Raw genomic sequence first — 17946 nt, forward strand, 5'->3', positions numbered from 1 at the left:
ACCAATGGATTTGATGCAATTGAAATTGCGCATCGCATTCAGCCTGACATGATCCTGCTTGATGGCAGTATGCCGGAGATGGATGGTTTTGAAACCTGCACTCAGCTTAAAGCCAGTCCAGTGACTGAACATATTCCAGTGATCTTTATGACTGGGCTGACAGAAACCGAACATATCCTCAAAGGCTTTCAGGTCGGTGGGGTAGACTATGTCACCAAGCCTTTAAATATTGATGAAGTTCGGGCGCGGGTAAAAACTCATTTATTGCAGGCGCGTCTGATGCATCAGCAGCGACAAATGCTGGATGCAACCGGCAGTGCGATTCTATCGTTGAATCTGGAAGGTGAAATTATCTGGCAGACCCCAATCGTCAGTGAATTACTGAAAAATCATCAGGTGGATGTACAGTATTTTCAGTCCAGTTTGAATCAGTGGCTACAGGACTTGCTCAAGCAGCCAGATCAAGCACACTTACTGCATGGTCAGTACGGTCATGGCCATCAGCAGTTACAGCTTAACCTGCTCACCAAACTGTATGCAGGGCATATCTCTAAACATGTCTTGGTGCAGTTGAAAGAGCAGACCCAAATGCCGAGCGCAGAGGAAATCGCGCAGGCCTGTCCAAACCTGACGCCGCGTGAAGCAGAAGTGATGCATTGGGTCACGATGGGGAAGACCAACCGGGATATTGCCGAGATCCTGCAACTCAGCCCGCGGACGGTGAACAAGCATCTTGAGCATGTCTTTGAAAAGCTCTATGTAGAAACACGGACGGCTGCGGTATTGCATGTCATGTCAGCTTGTCACAATCAGGCAGTGGCTTAGTTTTCCCTTAGTAGAGGAATCTTTGGAGGATTTACGACCTCACCCTAACCCTCTCCTAGAAGGAGAGGGAATTTTCTTTAGATTTTTAATAATTTTAATAAATACTCTTCGATCTGAAATGCTAGTACTCGCTTTTTATCAAAGGCTTTATCTAACCATGATGTAGTCCAACCTTTTTCACTGATTTTGATTATATCAGGATGATCAAATCCGATTAGTTCATCAGACTCAAAAAACATGTAAATTTCAGATATAATTTCAATATATTTTTCTGAAAGCGTATCAAAATATTCATCATTTTGGATTTTGCTTAAACGATTTAAAACCTTGTCTAAATTAATCATACTATGTCCTAATGACTCTAGTAAATTTGGATAGTTAGCAGGTATCGGATTCAAATAATATTCTGACATAAGTAGAAAATTATTATCTTTTTCTGTCTCTGCATTGAATTTATCAACGATTTTAAAATTCAATGCAGAGACTGCATGTATAGTATCTAGCGCATCTAAAACAAAATCTCGTTGTAGGCTTTTATTAAACTGTTTTTTCCAAGAATGAAGTGCAAATACAGCAACAATCAATGTGCCTAAGCTAGTAATAAAACTACCTAATGCGAGTAAGTTGGAATCCAATTTTTTAGCTCTTAAAATTATTCTTAGTTATTTGAGTATATAACAAAAAATAATTCGGCAAGATATAGCTTATTCTGAAGGTTCAATAGTTTAATTAAAGTATAAAATCACTCTGAATGTCTAAGCTCAAAAGCGCTATTCCACCTTTAAATAAACTCCACTCGCCGACACATTATGACCAAAACCACAACTCATGATATTAGTTTCTTTTACATGAAGCTGCTGCCCAACTTTTGAATCAAATTTAAAATCCAAATCAATTTTACAGTCATTTGCACGATAGCTGGTTTGAGTTTGATTAAATGGCATGGTGGTCTGGAATTTACTGATATTCGGTCCATAAATCAGACTGCGAATTCCCATATATAAGCCATTAAATTCTAGTGCATAGGACTTTGCAGTACGTTTCACTTCAATAGTATTCCATTGCCCAAAACCCGCGTAACGTACATATTTTCCAGACAGGTGAGAACTTTGCTTTGGGGCAGGAAGCTGTTTCAAGTTGAATTGGCTGTTTTTAGCGTCAGGATAGACAGAAAACCAGGCACGTGCCCATTGCGGTTTGCCTAGTTTGGCATAACTCAGGCCAACATTATTAAACGCAGTACTAATTGCGTGCTCGGTAAAAGCAATGCCGCCATCTTCTACATTCATACTGCAAAAGCTTGACCATGCTGCCTGCTGTTCAAACTGTTCAACGGCCTTGGCATACTGTTTCTGATCATAGAATTGCTTGCCAGTGGCTGCATAGCTTTTGACTTTGGCACAGCCAGCCCGTAATTCCTGTTGAAAGGGGGTATCTGAAAAACAAAGAGGACTCAAAGCAGTCAGGGCGATAGTAGCTAAAGACTTATACATGGTTTTGCTCAGTTTTAATTCTTATTCTGAATAAAACACACAGCATACTTCAAGTAAATATTGGTCTTGTGATTAGAAGAGATTTCCTTCGATTTTGAAAGTTTCGGGAAACTGATAGACATCGCAATTATGTCCGGTACCAATCCGGTCGACCACGGCAAAATCACTGGGTTCCTCTAGTGTCAGCAGGGGATGATGCCAGGTACCTGCCCGGTAATTGATCCCCTGTGTCCCATCTGTAATAAATGCACAAAGCTGAGACAGATCCGGAGTATCTGTATCCAAATTTGGCGCAACGACAATCAGGAACTTTTGTCCCTGCATGGGGATAAAGGCTTGAGAACCATTCGGATGTCGTTCCAGCATGGAGATTTCAAAAGGAATTTGTGTACTTTTAATATTTCTAAAAATACTGATCCCCGCTTTGGCATCTCCTATAATTTCAGTCATCACCAGCGCATGATAACGCTCGGTATGTGCATCGTTGATATGGAAATAGTCATTACCCTGACAGCTGATGACTTCACCAAAACGAGCAAAGTTTTCACTGGTTAATAGCTGAATTTGGATGGTATTTTTCATTCTTTTATATTCCCTTTGCTCGTATTTTTATGACAAGACTTTCTTGATTAATCTCACTATTTTATCCCTGTATATTAAGTAAGCAAGAAGGATACTTTGAGGAAAATGTGAGTAGAAAGTAAATGAGCGGATTTGATCTGTCAGAAAGTATGGATAAAGTTTGGCAGTGAACCCGATTCTGAGATCAGGTCCACTGCCATCTGTTAAAACAGCTGTTCGATTGACCATCCTGTGGAGAGGGAGGGTCAATCGCATTAATCAGCTACCTTTCCCCATAAACGGATACGGCTAATACCGCCATCAGGAATCATATTCACACGGATATGTGAAATCTTTTCATGTGCCAGAATTTCATTGATAAAGCTATGCACGTGATCCATCTGCATGGGCTGGGCTTCAAGCAGGAAAGGCCAGAACATGCTTTGTGGAATCAGTTGCGGATCAGTCGCATCTTCTATATAGACGGCTTGAATAGAGACTTCTGCTGGATAGTTACCTTTGAAGTGTGCAGTATCAATATCAATTTTTTCAATTTTTCCAGCTTGGCCTAAAGCCAGAATACACCAGTCAAAACCTGGAGCACGGCGACGTTTGGTTTCCCAGCCATCGCCCATATTGATGCCACGGCCTGGGTTAATCAGGTTACGTGGATGACCAAAGTGCGCATCACTGTAGGCAATCACACGACCGCCATTTTCTAGTGCCAGCAGATCCAGAGTTTCATTGCTGTCTTTTAACTGAATCTGGACCTCCCCATAAACGCGTAGACGGGCTACACCACCATCCGGGTAGATATTTAAACGCAAATGGGTATAAGTGTTTTCTGAAGCAACTTGAAAAATATGATGCTGGCTTGGACCTAATATACTGTTTGGTAAAATTTGGTGCCATTCAACCTGCTCCAGGTTCTGATCTGGTGCATAGCAGGCTTCAACTGCAGCGGAGGCAGGATAGTTGCCACTAAAAAAAGTGGTATCAATATCCAGTGCACTAATTTTTCCCGCAACACCGAGCTTTACAATTGCCCAGTCATAGCCGGCATGACGCTTGCGGCGGGTTTCCCAACCGTCCATCCATTTGCCATGATCATCGAACTTATCTTCGACAAAAATAGGTGCTGTAAATTGGAGCATGCGCTGTGCTTCAGCAAAAAAATCATCTGAACATTGCAATACTTTTGCACCAATACGTTCATCTGCCAGATTAGTAAGTTGCTGTAACTGTGCAGGTATTTCAAAAGCAGGTGCAAACAGGGTCGCCATATCAATCTTCCATTCTAAATTTATTCAACTGTCATTTCTTACAGGCTAAACATAGCCAATGCCCTGTTTTTTTCTCCCCAAAACAAGGCAGTACTTTAAAAAATAATGCACAGCATGTGCCAACTTGAATCTGGGTATTTGAAACTATTCGGAAAATGGCACACTTTTCGCTTTGTCTCCCTGAGATGGATCAACATTTATGAACTTAGGGGGAACAATGAATATCACCATTATTGGCGCCGGGATGGCGGGCTTAACCACAGGCATTGCATTAAAGAAGTTCGGACATCAGGTCAGCATTTATGAGCAGGCCGAACAGATTTTGCCCGTGGGTGCTGCGATTTCTCTCTGGTCTAATGGGGTGAAATGCCTGAATTATTTAGGTTTAACTGACCAGGTCGCCCAACTGGGCGGGCAGATGGATAATCTGGCTTATGTTGATGGCCTGACTGGCGATGTTATGACCCAATTCAGCCTTTATCCGCTGATTGAAGAAGTGGGACAGCGTCCATATCCGGTCTCTCGTGCCGAATTACAGAATATGCTGATGGATGAATTTGGTCATGCTGATATTCATCTCGGTAAAAAAATGGTGGCGCTCAATGATGATGGACAACAGGTTACCGTTAGCTTTGCAGATGGTTCAGAAATTCAAACAGATTTGCTGGTTGGTGCCGATGGAACCCATTCCATGACCCGCGCTTATGTGCTTGGTGAAAATGTACCGCGTCGATATGCCGGTTATGTGAACTGGAATGGTCTGGTTGAGGTATCGGAAGATTTAGCCCCTGCTGATCAATGGACCACTTTTGTCGGTGAGGGTAAACGTGCTTCACTGATGCCGGTTGCAAATAACCGTTTCTACTTCTTTTTTGATGTGCCCTTGCCAGTAGGGCTAGAGAATGAGCGTAGCCAATATAAAACATTACTCAAAGAATACTTTAAAGACTGGTGTCCTCAGGTTCAAAAGCTGATTGAGGCAATTGATGAGCAGCGTACCAATCGTGTCGAAATTCATGACATCGAACCATTTGCCGATTTTTATAAAGGCAATGTCGTCATTGTCGGCGATGCAGCCCACAGTACAACGCCGGATATTGGTCAAGGCGGTTGCCAGGCGATGGAAGATGCAATCTATCTGGCTCGTGCACTTCAGATCAATACACTGGGATTACAGGACTCATTACGTCGCTATCAGAATAAACGCAATGAACGTGCGAATGAACTGGTGCTGCGTGCGCGTAAGCGCTGTGATGTCACTCATATGAAAGATAAAGAGGTAACAATGGAATGGTATGAAGAATTACGTCGTGAAAATGGCCCACATATTATGAAAGGCATTATTAGCAATATTATCGGTAACCCTTTGGACTGAAACTTGTATGAAAATTCATGATAATAAGCATATAAAATAATAACAATGATTGATCAGCAGAAGGGCGTAAGCCCTTTTTTTTATCTCTGTATTTTCTTGTTGCAGGCAGTTTTTAATATAGAAAAATCTAAAGTGAATTTTGATCCAGGTTCAGCTGAAGCAAGACCAGATCACGCCACTGACCAAATTTTTCTCCCACCTGTGGCATATAACCCGTTTGAATAAAGCCAAGTTTTCGATGCAAATGAATGGAGGCTATATTTTCCGAATCAATTGCTGCCACCATGATATGTATGCCCTGCCTGCTGGCAATTTCCATTAAGCGCAATAACAACTGTTTTCCTATCCCTTGACCAGTGTAGTCAGGATGGAGAAAGACCGCATGTTCAATTGTTTTAGAGAAACCCTGAATACTACGGAACTCATCATAATTGGCATAGCCAATGACTTTAGCTGTAGGCTGATGTTCTGCAACGAGTACCGGATAGTTCTGATCTTGAAGGGTTTTGAACCAGGCCTGTATATCTGACCATGCCATCGCAGTATGGTTCCAGGTGGCAGTACCGTTGATAATCTCCTGATTATAAATATTAAGGATACTTTCAAGGTCGTCTATATTGGCTGTACGGATCTGAACTGCACTCATTGAACCACCTACTGATTAAGTTAAATTAAAGAAATAAAAAAAAGCAGAACCGAAGTTCTGCTTTTAAGATAACATCTCTTAGAAGTGATACTTCACAAGAGCGCTGACATCGTGTTGATCTAAACCTTTAATGGCATATTTGTTATTCCAGACAGAATGCTCAATACCAAGGTAAAGTTTAGTCTCAGGAGAAATGTGTTTGCCTACATTCCATTTGTACTGAGATGTCCAGTTCAATTCACTTGCGTGACCATTTTTCTCAGCAGTTGACCAATCCAGGAAAGCATCTGCCAGGAATTCTTCAGAACCGATTTTAAATGGCACTGCATAAGTGATGGTCATTTGATAATCATCTGGTGTGTCATCGTTGTCAGCTTTGTAGAAATTGATATTCGCATAACTTGTGTATGGAATATCAAGTGCAAAACCAATACCATATAAGTAGTTGTTAAAGTCAGTATTAGCGCTAGCGCTGCCTTCCCAAGTTGTCGCGATAAGAACGTCTTTAATTGGACCCAATTCAAGTTTTTGACCTGTTACAGCGCCCAGGCTTAAACGTGGTGCAACTTCGAAATAGGTTTCATTACCAAAGTCAGTATTACTACGGTCAGCAAAAGCAAAAAAATCGCCATACTTAAGACCTGCTGCATATTCAGCAGTAATCGTGGTCTGTTTGTTGTCATCACCTGCAAAAGGGACAGCATAGTTTTCACCATACAGACCTGTTAAGCTAAAGTCTTGCCAGATAGGTGCTGCTTGAGTAACAGCCGCAGTAGAAGCCAATGCACAAAGTGCTATGATTTGTTTAAGTTTCATTTAAAATCTCTCCCCCAAGAAAGCAGATAAAGCATACAGATTAATAAGTAAAAATAAAGTGAAAATTGACCGGTAACTGAAATTTATATGCAATATTCCGACCAACTTTTTTAACCCAGGTTTAGTGGTGGCTATCTACTGCCGGTTCAGCATTGGCCAAAGTCTTAGTCTTAAACCAGTTTAAATGGTTGAATAAGATATTCAGTAAAATGGCCATTAAACAAGTTGAACTAATACCAGAGTGGAATAAAGTTTGAACCCATTTTGGAAAATCTGCATAAAAACTATGATCAATAATAGGCACCATGCCGGCAGCGATTGACGTTGCTACAATGATCAGGTTCTTTTGCTCGTTATAGTCAATCTTCGCTAAGGTACGAATACCACTGGCTGCAACTGTTCCAAATAACACCAAGCCTGCGCCCCCCAGCACCGGTACGGGAATAGACGCAATTAAACGGCCCATAATTGGTAGCAAGCCCAGTACCACCAGAATAATGCCGCCTGCGGTCACGACAAAACGGCTCTTAACTCCAGTAATCGCTACCAGTCCAACATTCTGTGCAAAAGCACTTTGCATAAACGAACCGAAGATAGGGGCTGCGGCACTCGATAGCATGTCCGCACGCAAACCATCAGAAATACGGTCAGCATCGACTTTGGTGCCAACAATTTCACCAACTGCAATAATATCAGCCGTGGTTTCAGTCATGATCACCAAAGTCACAATCAACATGGAAAGAATGGCTGTCAGTTCAAAAGTAGGCATGCCAAAAGCAAAAAAACTTGGGAATTGTAACCATGCACCATCTGCCACTTTAGAAAAGTCACCAAAACCGATTAAACCTGCAATTATGCTTCCTAATACAATAGATAGCAGAATGGACAAACGACGTACTGTGGCATTGCGGGATAAATTCAGCAAAATCACAATAGCTAAGGTCATTAGCGCCAAGCTAACATTTTCTGCGCTACCCCAGTTTTCAGCATTTTTGTTGCCACCCATCATCCAGCGTACTGCAACTGGCAGTAAGGACAGACCAATGATGGTGATCACACAGCCAGTGACTACCGGTGGGAAAAACCGGATAATTCTAGAGAAATAGGGTGCCAGGAAGAAACCGATCAGACCAGAGACAATTACAGCGCCATAGACTGCCTGCAATCCTCCTCCGGTGGTCACGATCGCCACCATAGTGGCTACGCCAGCAAAAGATACCCCTTGTACCAAAGGCAAACGAGCACCGACATATTTTACGCCTGCTGTTTGTAAAATCGTTGCCAGGCCACCTACAAATAGTGCTGCGGCAATCAACAGACCGATTTCCATACCACTCAGGCCTGCAGCAGTACCCACAATCAGGGGTGGGGCAATAATACCGCCATACATGGTCAATACATGCTGCAAGCCATAAGCCGCACTTTTTCCAACCCCTAAAAATTCGTGTTCGGGTGAGACAGTTTTTTCTTGTTCTGACATATAAAATCCTTCTCTATTCTGAATAATGAGCGGGCTAACTTAACTACCGCGATAGGTCGAATAAGCAAAAGGGCTAATCAATAATGGAATGTGATAATGCTGAGCAGCATCTAAAATGCTGAAATGGATCACAGCCTTTGGGAAAAATGTAGCCAAGCCTTGGACATCAAAATAGGCTTTGGTTGCAAACTCGATGCTGTAGTCACCGGTGCTAATAATGTCTAAGCCAAAATCCGGCACCAGTACCCGGCCATCATTATTGGTGCTAGCAGTCGCCAATACCTGACCTGTGGCATCCATTAATTTGACTTCAACATCGGCTGCAGGTTTACCCAGATGAGTATCAAGAATATGGGTGCTGATCATGAATCAATCTCCTGTGCCAGACGTAACAAAGCAATTTCTAAAAGTTGCTGATGAACAATACGCTTTTCAGTATCCAGGTCATTCACCAGGCGGTAATTCAATGCTGTCAGAATCTCTTCGCTACTACGACCTGCTGCGCGAATCAGGAAGATGAAATCAAATTTTTTCTCATAGGCCAGATTGCCTTTTAGCAAAGCGGCTTGAGTTTCTTCATCTTGTGAAATCGAGGCCTGTTCCCGTTCGGAAAAACCTTCTTCTTTGGCGGTTAAAGCAGTCTGTGCCTGCTTTTCACCAATCCGAGGATGGGTTGCGAGCGCCTTGTAAATTTCTTCCCAAGTCCAGGTCTGTGCCTGTCTTTTGGCAGCTTCGAGCAGCTCATCGCATGAAGTAAAAGGTCGTTGCTGTTTTAATTCTTTAGCCCAACGGTCAATATGCACACACTGCTTGAGCAGCAGTTCAATATCGCTGTCAGATGCCTGGTTAAATTCAGTTAATTGCATAATTTAAGCTTTGTAATCTGTGTTTCTCACTGAAAACTGCAATAACAATGCCAAAGTATCGACAATCGTATGACAAGCGAGTCCACCAAAAGGTCAAAATAAAAAAGAGAGCAGCATGCTCTCTTTAGGGGATTTCAGTGAATGATTAGTCCTGGTGCGCAGGAAAATGGTGGGTGTACCAATGTTGTGCAATATCGTTGCGACGACAGACCCATACTTTGTCATGGCTCTGTACATAATCCATAAAGCGCTGCAAGGCTTTGAAGCGTCCCGGACGTCCGAGCAGGCGACAGTGCATGCCAATTGACATCATTTTTGGTGCAGTTTCCCCTTCACTGTAGAGCACATCGAAGGCATCTTTTAAATATTGGTAAAATTGCTCACCTGAATTGAAACCACCCGGAGAGCTAAACTTCATATCATTGCACTCTAATGTATAGGGGATGATCAAATGAGGGCGTTTTTGACCATTTGGTTCAGTTAAGGTGCTCCAAAATGGGAGGTCATCACCATAATAATCAGAGTCATATTTAATCTGAGAAAATTCAGCTAATAATTGACGTGTATTGGGACTGTCGCGTCCGGTATACCAGCCAATTGGCGTTTCCCCAAAGAGTTCAGTCAGCACACTTAAGGCCTGATCCATATGCTGACGTTCAGTTTCAATCTCCATATCCTGATAATGCAACCAGCGCTGGCCATGTGAGACCACATCATAATCAGCCGCCTTAATGGCCTCGACGATATAAGGATTACGAGCCAGTGCCATACCGACTCCAAAAATTGTCATAGGCCAGCCACGTTTTTGAAACTCCTCATGAATACGCCAGAAGCCAGCACGTGAACCATATTCATACATTGAATCCATGGAGCGGTGTACTGCTGGAAAACTGGCAGCCCCCACGATTTCGGACAGAAACTGCTCGGAACCGCTATCACCATGTTCAACATGATTTTCACCGCCTTCTTCATAGTTCAATACAAACTGTACCGCGATCCGGGCAGCATTGGGCCACTGTGCAGGGGGTGGTTTGCCGTGATAGCCGATTAAATCGCGTGAATATTCTTGCTTTTGTATCGTTTCAATCAATTGTTTTCCGCGTAAGTAAGCAGTAGTCACTATTGGTTGTCCTTTTGCTAAAAAAATCAAAATATCACTTGCATATTTTTAAGAGAGGACCGATATTCAAGGTATAAGGACACGGTTCTGCAGACTCAAAAATGTGTTCATCATTCAATGTGGAGGGTTAATCCAAAACGATTTGAAGAAGTGAAATGCAATACAAAACAGCAAGCTACAAACGTGCCAAGATAAAAAATCTGCACTAAAAAGTTACAATGATTTGAGGATGGTATTTTATGAACATTGAACTCCGTACCGATAAAAATATTCGCAATAGTGATCGTCTAATTACTTACGTTCGTACCGAATTAAATCAGGAATTCCAGCGCCACAGTGAGCGTATTACCCATTTCTCCGTGCATCTTAGTGATGAAAATGCCGCAAAAGGTGGCGATGATGATATTCGCTGCATGATCGAAGCACGTCCTGCTGGCTTGAAGCCAATTGTGGTCAACCATCATGGTCACAATATTGATACCGCAATTCGTGGGGCCATTGATCGTTTAAAACGCAGCCTGGAACATGTAATTGAGAAAAAAGAGAATGTGCGTGGTAATCCGCTAAAACTTGCCGAAGAAACGGTTACAGATATAGAAGAATAAAAAGTTTGCAGATGAAAAAGGCCCCTACGGGGCTTTTTTCAATTTTAGATAAAATAAACGAATGAGAATAAAACAAATCCTGCTTTATTCGGCATAATAGTCGAAAACGAATTGAAGTGAGCTCCATCATGTTAACTGCGCAACAACAGCTTTTTGTGCAAGCACTCGAAGAACTGGATCTGAATCAGGTGAAAAAGCTCCTGGCAGATGGACTCAACCCAAATTTTATTGATATGGAAAAAGGCCCGGTCATTTCTGTCTGGTCAGATGGTCTGTTCAAATGGTGGGAAGAAGTTTGCGAGGCTTATGAAGCGGGCAATGTTCTATCTAACGAAGAAAAACAACAGAAGCTTCAAGTGCATCTTGATATTCTGGATGCCCTGATTGCAGCCAAAGTGAATCTGCACCTGTGGGATGCCGAAGAAATTTATGGTCCACTTTGGGACGCCGCCAGTGCTGCCTGTGTACCTGCCGTACAACGTTTACTGGATGAAAATGTCGATCCAAATACCCGGGATGAAGACGGCCTGACGATTCTATCTTCAATCTGTGATCTGTTCTTTGACTGTGACTTTGATGAAATTAACTGGGCAGAAGCACTGGAAGAAGAAAAGCAGACACTGGAACTGCTGCGTAGCCGTGGCGCGAAGATGTCCAAAGAACTCGGTTAAGACTTAAAAAGAAAGAGTAGCAATCTATGACAATATTAAAGACATTGGGTTTTGTGGTACTGGCAAGTGCGAGCGCGCAGGTATTTGCTGCAGATTTTGCTTTCGACCGTCCAGGCACGGGGTTTAGCACGACGACGATACCAGTAGGGCAGTTAGCCTGGGAACAGAGCCTGCCTTCTGCCAGCTATGTTGAATCAGGCAATGACTATAGCACTACACTCAATGCCGATATGTTGTTGCGTACCGGTTTAAGTGACAGCCTGGAATTACAACTGGGCTGGCAGGGCCCATCCTGGTCTAAAAGTAAAATAGATGGTATTAAATCAGAAGATGATGGTCTCGGTGATGTCAGTATTGGTCTGAAGAAAGCCATTGATCTGGATGATGAGCGACTTTCGATGGCTTTACTGGCTGAAGCACTGATTGCGACGGGTAATCAAGGCTTTAGTAATGAAGAAGATATTTATAGTTTAAGTTCAGTTGTGGCTTATCAATATAATGATCTGGTCAATACTTCAATTACCATGCGCTATGAATGGCAAGATGACCAGTGGGCAATTCAGGCAGTACCCACACTGAAATATAAAATCGCCGACAAATGGTCAGGCTTCTCGGAATTTGTCTATCGCAAGGCTGAAAGCCAGGATTATGAATATGGGCTGGGTACAGGCGTAATGTATGCCCTGAATGATCGTGTTCAGCTGGATGCCAGCGTGGGCGTGGATCTGAATGGTGCTGACAAGAGTTATACCTCAGGTCTGGGCGTAGCGTTCCTGTTCTAGGAGTTTTGACCAGTCGTCATGGATGCCGAAAAACTGAAAGCCTGGAGTAGATCTGGCTCCCGAATCCTGTTCGGGAGCCTACTGCTAAGTTGTGCAGTACAGGCGCAAGCACCTTTATTGTCGCCTGATCAGGCTTTTCCATTTACGGTGGTTTCCAGCAGTCCGCAGCAGGCGGAACTCAGCTGGGAAATTCCAGACAACTATTATATCTATCAGCATATGGTGGAAGTTCAGCAAGGTGGTCAAACACTGCAACTGGATTTGCCACCTGCTGAAGACCTGCATGATGATAATTACGGTCAGACTCAGGTTTACTATCAACAATTACAGTTCAATATTCCGACACAAGCCTCGCAAACCTATCAGGTGACCTGGCAAGGTTGTGCCAAAGATCGGCTCTGCTATCCGCCACAAACGGTTGAATTCAAAACTGATCTGTCCGGTTTGGTGCAATATCAGCCTACAGGAGCTAGTTCTAAACAGTTACTTGATCTGAGCAATTCATCAGACCAGCAAAATACTATTCTGAATAATAGTTCTGAATCTGTCGAGGTGAGTATATTAGATAATAAGGATGGCTCCAGCTTTGCTGCCAAAGACCAGAAATGGTCTGAACAACTGGCAGAAAGTTCATTAGGCTATGGCCTGTTGCTGTTTTTTGGCTTAGGTATGCTGCTGGCTTTTACGCCTTGTTCCTTGCCAATGTTACCGATCTTGACCTCACTGATTGTGCGGGATCGACGCGGAATGCAGGCCTGGATGGTTGCCTTGTGCTTTGTCACCAGTATGGCTCTGGTCTATGCAGTACTAGGCTTGATTGCTTCTTCTGCCGGACTAAATTTCCAGCGCTGGCTACAGCAGCCCGCTACTTTAATTGGCTTTAGCTTATTATTTGTGGCTTTTGCCCTCAACCTGTTTGGTCTGTTTGAAATCAAGTTGCCACAGCGTTTGTTACATCGACTGGATCAGGTTCAAGCTATGCAACAGGGCGGGACTCTGGTCAGTGCCAGTATTATGGGCATGGTGTCAGCACTGTTGGTGGGTCCCTGTATGACAGCACCACTGGCAGGGGCATTACTGTTTATTTCTCAAACCCAAAGTCAGTGGCAGGGTGCTTTGCTTTTATTTACCTTAGGCTTTGGTATGGGAACCCCTTTGCTACTCGCCAGTGTTCTCGGTTCGCGTATACTGCCTAGAGCGGGACATTGGATGAATCAGGTCAAGGTTCTGTTTGCTTTTATCATGCTGGCGCTGGCATTGTATTTTATTCGCCCCCTGATTTCAGAAGCAGCACTACAGTGGCTCTCTCTTGGGTTGGGCTTAAGCTTTGTGGCCTACATATTGGCACGGCTGTTCTGGAAAAATAGCGGACTGCGATGGTTGTATATTATCTGCTTGGCAATGGCAGTGCCGTATATTATTTATAGTCAGTATCAGCACAGTCAGCGCTTCTTTGTTGAAACTTCTCAGCAACAGGCGACTTGGCATGTCGCAGCGACTGCTACCGATTTTGAGCAGTTACTGGCTACAGTACCAAAAGGGCAGCGAGTTATTATCGATGTCTATGCCGACTGGTGTGTGGCCTGTCAGCCTATCGAACACCAGGTGCTAAAATCAGCTCAGGTACAGCAGGCTTTGGCACCGTATTTTCTGATTAAACTGGATCTCAGTCATTATGATGTAACGCATCAAGCACTGTTAAATCAGTGGGAAATTCTGGGTCCACCGACATATCTCTTCTTGAATGATCAGCAACAGGAAATTCGTGGCTTGCGTTTGACTGGGGCTTTTACTGAAGCTGAATTATTAGAACAAATAGAACGTTTTGCTCAAGCGCAATAAAATAATTTTATGCAATGTGAAATTATGGAAAAGCCAATTAAATCACGAATGATGCAGTTGCATCCCGCCATCAAGTGTAGCGTTATAGGCTTTAACCAGATTACGACCACTCGCTTTGGCCTGATACAGGGCTTTATCTGCCTGACTCAATAACTGTTGCGGACGCAGTTCTGGACTGGACAAGGCAATACCAAAACTTGCGGTGACATGAATGCGCTGGCCATCATCACTATAAATTTCCAGTTGCTGAATTGCAGTACGGCAGCGTTCAGCCACCTGAGCTGCCTTTTCCAGATTGGAATTTTTCAGAACCAGAATAAATTCTTCACCACCAAAACGGCCAACCACATCACTTTCACGTAGCAGCTGGGTGAGTGCCTCACTCACCCTGATCAGGGTTTCATCACCTTTATGATGCCCATAGTAATCATTAATTCTCTTGAAATGATCCAGATCTAACAAAACTAAGGCATAACTTTCCAGTTTCACGCTATTCAGTTTATCCAGACATTGATTGATACTACGTCGGTTAAACAGATTGGTTAATGGGTCAATCTGGCTTAGGTGCTGAATCAGTTTTTCACGGTGTCGCCACTGGCTGAGCAGGATTTCAAACAGCATCATACAGATAGCCAGAATAGGCAGAATAAAATACAACATGGATACCAGCCAGAAACCGTTATAGAACAGTTTGCCTGGAATGGTAAAAAGTGGTGAGTAAGTAAGCTGACCGGTATAGCTCAAATAACCGCAAATACTGAGAAAAATTGAAGCTGGAATCAGCATGCTATATACCAGCGTTCGAGAAAACAGGACCAGCCCTACTGTAATCAGGCTCACATAGGCAATCATGGTCACTGGACTGACGACACCAATAATATAGGCATCGCGGCAAAGGGAAACCACAAAGATGCCAACTGAGATATAGGGCAGATAACGTTCGATGCGGGTGTTATTTCGAAATTTATAACAGGGATAAATCAGGCAAAGCAGAATCAGTAAAAACAGGCTATTGAGGATAATCTGCATTTTTGCCACGCTTATATCCACATATTGCCAATATTCAGGACTGAGTAAAACAAAGATATCCCAAAGCATCCAGCTGAGATGGATACCACAGCCAAGTACAAGCATGAGGATACATTTTTTCAGTATCCCCCAATTCATCACCACTTCTTCTTCAACCAGATACTTGGTAATTTTATACTTGAAAATAGCTTGCAGAGCAGGCGAGATACGCTTCATACAAGGCTGTATCCTATAATGACCATTCTAAATTATAAATATCGTAATAAATAAAATGTTTTATTTCTTGGGCTTAAGATAACATGAATATACTGCGAAAGAGAATGGTTATATTTTGTACAGCTAGGTCATTTTAGTAAAGTTTGAAATTTACATCGTTGTAACATGCAAAAAGATTACAGGATGGGGTAGGTCACAGTGATGTGTCTGGCTTTTTAAATATTTACTAAATAGAAAATTTTCCCGCACCATCCTGAAAATTGAAAAATATAAAAACTGGGCTTTTAGTCCCGATCCAGACGGTGTGCAAAGTTTGCCAAATCAGCCAGAGATTGTCGGGCCTCATCAAACCAGGCGCTAAACATCTGAAAATTGTGCCACATACCAGTATATAGCTTGAACTCTACTTCAACCCCTGCTGCGAGGGCCTTATCACGGAGACGCTGCGCATCATCCAGCAGAATTTCCTTGGAACCGACCTGAATATGCATGGGTGGCAGACCAGTTAAGTCGGCAAAATAAGGTGATACTTCAGGATTGCCATGCTCGATCGACGAAGGTACATAGTATTGAATACCACTTTCCAATGTTTCAATGGATAACAGGGCATCATGTACCTGATTGTAGCGCAAGGATTCACTGGTCAGGGTCAGATCAACAAAGGGAGAAAGCAGGATCAAACCACTGGGCTGCGGAAGTTCCAGTTTCTGAATTTTCAGGGCTAGCGCCAATGCCAGATTTGCCCCACAAGAATCTCCAGAGAGAATGATATCTTTGGCTTGCACGCCTTGATCTAACAGTTGCATATACACATTGAAAACGGCATCCAGTGCGGCTGGATAAGGTGCTTCAGGAGCAAGTGGATAATCTACATGCAGCACCTGCATCTGGGTACGGGCAGCAATCTGGCTCATAAAAGCACGATGGGTCTTCATTGAACCCAAATAAAAGGCACCCCCATGAATATGGAAAATCAGCTGGGTGGCTTCTTGCTGTGGCTTGATTTCCTCTGCATTCAGCCCTGCCAGTTTTAAGGATCGTATTTCAACATTTTTGTCTACAGGAAAAAGTTTGCAGAACCGTTCAAGGGCTTTTCTAAGCGCAGCAGGCGGGAGATTAAACTGGCTGGGTTTACGGATGGAAGTCTTTAAAATCGTTTCTGTAATTAACTGTTTCGTAAGGGGACTAATCTTCATTTTCTTTCCATCTTTTTATGTTTTCATTGGTCTGGTATGTTATTTACCAACAATATTTACAAGGTTACACTAGATAGTCACATCCAGAAATTGAAAAATTGTTGTGACTTAATTAATACTACAACGGTCTACTCACAGACTTAGGGAAAGAAACAAAAATGAAAAAAATCGCGCTTATGTTAGGACTACTGGGTTTAAGTGCATTGGCGAATGCCGCAGATCCTTTAAACGGAACAGTCTGGAAAACAATTGATGACAAAACCAATCAGCCAAAGGCGATTGTAAAATTTACTGAACAAAGCAATGGGACGTTAAGTGCCAGCATTCAGAAGGTTTTGACCAAAGGTGAAGAAAATGCCTGCACAAAATGTGAAGGTCCATATCACAACAAATCTCTAAAAGGCCTGACCATTGTTAAAGGTCTGAAAAATGTTGGCGGTACCAACTATGAAAGTGGTTCGATTCTTGATCCACAATCAGGTAAGACTTATAAGCTAAAAGGTAACCTGGCTGATGGTGGCAAGAAGCTGCAACTACGTGGCTTTATTGGTGTAGCTGCGCTGGGCCGTAACCAGACCTGGATTCGTGCGAACTGATTCTGAGTCTGAGACTGTTAAAGCCTGACGATTGTCAGGCTTTTTTGTGGCTATAAATCGGTTACTATATTGAACTTTATTATCCGTTCGCTTTAATTATTCAGCGCACGATAGGCAGTCTCATCAAAACCCGCGATAAAACCTGAACCAGTTGCCAGAATGGGACGTTTAATCAGACTGGTATGAGTCATTAAGGCAACAAGCAGATTTTCTTCATTTGCCAAGGCGGTTTGCTGCTCTTCTTCACTGAGTTTGCGCCAGGTGGTGCCTTTTTTATTCAGCACAACTTCCTGACCCAATGTATCCAGCCAGGTCTTTACAGTTTCAGCATCGACTCCCTGTTTTTTATAGTCATGAAACTCATAGTTCAAACCCAGTTCACCCAGCAGATCAAATGCTTTCTTCATTGAATTACAATTTTTAATTCCATAGATCTTCAACATGATCATCACCCATCTAAATTTTACTGTAGCTTAGCGAAATTTAATGATTACAACCATGACTATGAAGAAAACCCAAAGTAAAAAATGAGATAAAAATAGAT

At 42.8% G+C, this 17946-nt stretch carries 20 protein-coding genes; 7 read left to right on the forward strand and 13 right to left on the reverse strand.

The features are described 5' to 3' along the window. A partial coding sequence (locus B4033_RS12900; protein ID WP_286834557.1) for a response regulator occupies positions 1-825 on the forward strand: 825 nt, incomplete at its 5' end. A 77-nt stretch (positions 826-902) separates the two neighbouring features. Here B4033_RS12900 and B4033_RS12905 read toward each other — a convergent pair. The 4 genes from B4033_RS12905 to alc form a co-directional block, all read right to left on the reverse strand. After that, positions 903-1460 (reverse strand): hypothetical protein, encoded by a 558-nt coding sequence (locus B4033_RS12905; RefSeq protein ID WP_004813826.1) that lies wholly within the window; start codon positions 1458-1460, stop codon positions 903-905. A gap of 135 nt (positions 1461-1595) precedes the next feature. After that, positions 1596-2318 (reverse strand): hypothetical protein, encoded by a 723-nt coding sequence (locus tag B4033_RS12910; protein ID WP_286834559.1) that lies wholly within the window; start codon positions 2316-2318, stop codon positions 1596-1598. Between the two features lie 72 nt (positions 2319-2390). After that, positions 2391-2900 carry an ureidoglycolate lyase gene (locus tag B4033_RS12915; RefSeq protein WP_286834560.1) on the reverse strand — a complete coding sequence of 170 codons (510 nt, stop codon included), beginning with the start codon at positions 2898-2900 and terminating at the stop codon, positions 2391-2393. 254 nt (positions 2901-3154) lie between these two features. After that, the gene (gene alc, locus B4033_RS12920) at positions 3155-4162 is read right to left on the reverse strand and encodes an allantoicase (RefSeq protein ID WP_071320143.1); all 1008 of its coding nucleotides are present in this window, start codon (positions 4160-4162) and stop codon (positions 3155-3157) included. 217 nt (positions 4163-4379) lie between these two features. Between alc and hpxO the strand changes: the two genes are divergently transcribed. Further along, a complete protein-coding gene (gene hpxO / locus B4033_RS12925) occupies positions 4380-5537 on the forward strand; it encodes an FAD-dependent urate hydroxylase HpxO (RefSeq protein ID WP_286834561.1) in 1158 nt (385 codons plus the stop codon). Between the two features lie 127 nt (positions 5538-5664). Here hpxO and B4033_RS12930 read toward each other — a convergent pair whose 3' ends face one another. From B4033_RS12930 to puuE, 6 genes are all read right to left on the reverse strand, one after another. After that, positions 5665-6183, reverse strand: a complete 519-nt coding sequence (locus B4033_RS12930) for a GNAT family N-acetyltransferase (RefSeq protein WP_048882164.1) — start codon at positions 6181-6183, stop codon at positions 5665-5667. Positions 6184-6261: 78 nt separating this feature from the next. Beyond that, entirely contained in the window at positions 6262-6999 is a 738-nt protein-coding gene (locus B4033_RS12935; protein ID WP_286834562.1) for an outer membrane protein OmpK, read from the reverse strand. A 121-nt stretch (positions 7000-7120) separates the two neighbouring features. Further along, on the reverse strand, positions 7121-8479 hold the full coding sequence (locus B4033_RS12940; protein ID WP_048882165.1) for a nucleobase:cation symporter-2 family protein: 1359 nt from the start codon (positions 8477-8479) through the stop codon (positions 7121-7123). 39 nt (positions 8480-8518) lie between these two features. Further along, positions 8519-8845 carry a hydroxyisourate hydrolase gene (uraH, locus tag B4033_RS12945; RefSeq protein WP_005220531.1) on the reverse strand — a complete coding sequence of 109 codons (327 nt, stop codon included), beginning with the start codon at positions 8843-8845 and terminating at the stop codon, positions 8519-8521. Continuing rightward, positions 8842-9345 carry a 2-oxo-4-hydroxy-4-carboxy-5-ureidoimidazoline decarboxylase gene (uraD, locus tag B4033_RS12950; RefSeq protein WP_048882167.1) on the reverse strand — a complete coding sequence of 168 codons (504 nt, stop codon included), beginning with the start codon at positions 9343-9345 and terminating at the stop codon, positions 8842-8844. The genes uraH and uraD overlap by 4 nt, the downstream gene beginning before the upstream one ends. Before the next feature lie 145 nt (positions 9346-9490). Next, entirely contained in the window at positions 9491-10465 is a 975-nt protein-coding gene (gene puuE / locus B4033_RS12955; protein ID WP_286834563.1) for an allantoinase PuuE, read from the reverse strand. Positions 10466-10704: 239 nt separating this feature from the next. Here puuE and B4033_RS12960 point away from each other — a divergent pair, with 239 nt between their 5' ends. From B4033_RS12960 to dsbD, 4 genes are all read left to right on the forward strand, one after another. Then, positions 10705-11070 (forward strand): HPF/RaiA family ribosome-associated protein, encoded by a 366-nt coding sequence (locus B4033_RS12960; RefSeq protein WP_286834565.1) that lies wholly within the window; start codon positions 10705-10707, stop codon positions 11068-11070. 128 nt (positions 11071-11198) lie between these two features. After that, on the forward strand, positions 11199-11741 hold the full coding sequence (locus B4033_RS12965; RefSeq protein ID WP_008305788.1) for an ankyrin repeat domain-containing protein: 543 nt from the start codon (positions 11199-11201) through the stop codon (positions 11739-11741). A gap of 26 nt (positions 11742-11767) precedes the next feature. Continuing rightward, positions 11768-12523 (forward strand): transporter, encoded by a 756-nt coding sequence (locus tag B4033_RS12970; RefSeq protein WP_286834566.1) that lies wholly within the window; start codon positions 11768-11770, stop codon positions 12521-12523. 18 nt (positions 12524-12541) lie between these two features. Further along, positions 12542-14365 carry a protein-disulfide reductase DsbD gene (dsbD, locus tag B4033_RS12975; RefSeq protein WP_286834567.1) on the forward strand — a complete coding sequence of 608 codons (1824 nt, stop codon included), beginning with the start codon at positions 12542-12544 and terminating at the stop codon, positions 14363-14365. Between the two features lie 42 nt (positions 14366-14407). Here dsbD and B4033_RS12980 read toward each other — a convergent pair whose 3' ends face one another. Together B4033_RS12980 and B4033_RS12985 are read right to left on the reverse strand one after the other, a co-directional pair. After that, entirely contained in the window at positions 14408-15610 is a 1203-nt protein-coding gene (locus B4033_RS12980; RefSeq protein WP_286834569.1) for a GGDEF domain-containing protein, read from the reverse strand. A 284-nt stretch (positions 15611-15894) separates the two neighbouring features. Next, positions 15895-16806, reverse strand: coding sequence for an alpha/beta hydrolase (locus B4033_RS12985; protein ID WP_286834570.1), 912 nt, complete (start codon positions 16804-16806; stop codon positions 15895-15897). A gap of 158 nt (positions 16807-16964) precedes the next feature. Here B4033_RS12985 and B4033_RS12990 point away from each other — a divergent pair, with 158 nt between their 5' ends. After that, positions 16965-17402, forward strand: coding sequence for a DUF2147 domain-containing protein (locus B4033_RS12990; RefSeq protein WP_004813793.1), 438 nt, complete (start codon positions 16965-16967; stop codon positions 17400-17402). Positions 17403-17494: 92 nt separating this feature from the next. Here B4033_RS12990 and B4033_RS12995 read toward each other — a convergent pair whose 3' ends face one another. Next, entirely contained in the window at positions 17495-17845 is a 351-nt protein-coding gene (locus B4033_RS12995; RefSeq protein ID WP_286834571.1) for a Spx/MgsR family RNA polymerase-binding regulatory protein, read from the reverse strand. Positions 17846-17946: the final 101 nt, after the last annotated feature.

Origin of the sequence: Acinetobacter sp. UBA3132, from assembly GCF_002364825.1 — a bacterium.
Lineage (GTDB): Bacteria > Pseudomonadota > Gammaproteobacteria > Pseudomonadales > Moraxellaceae > Acinetobacter > Acinetobacter schindleri.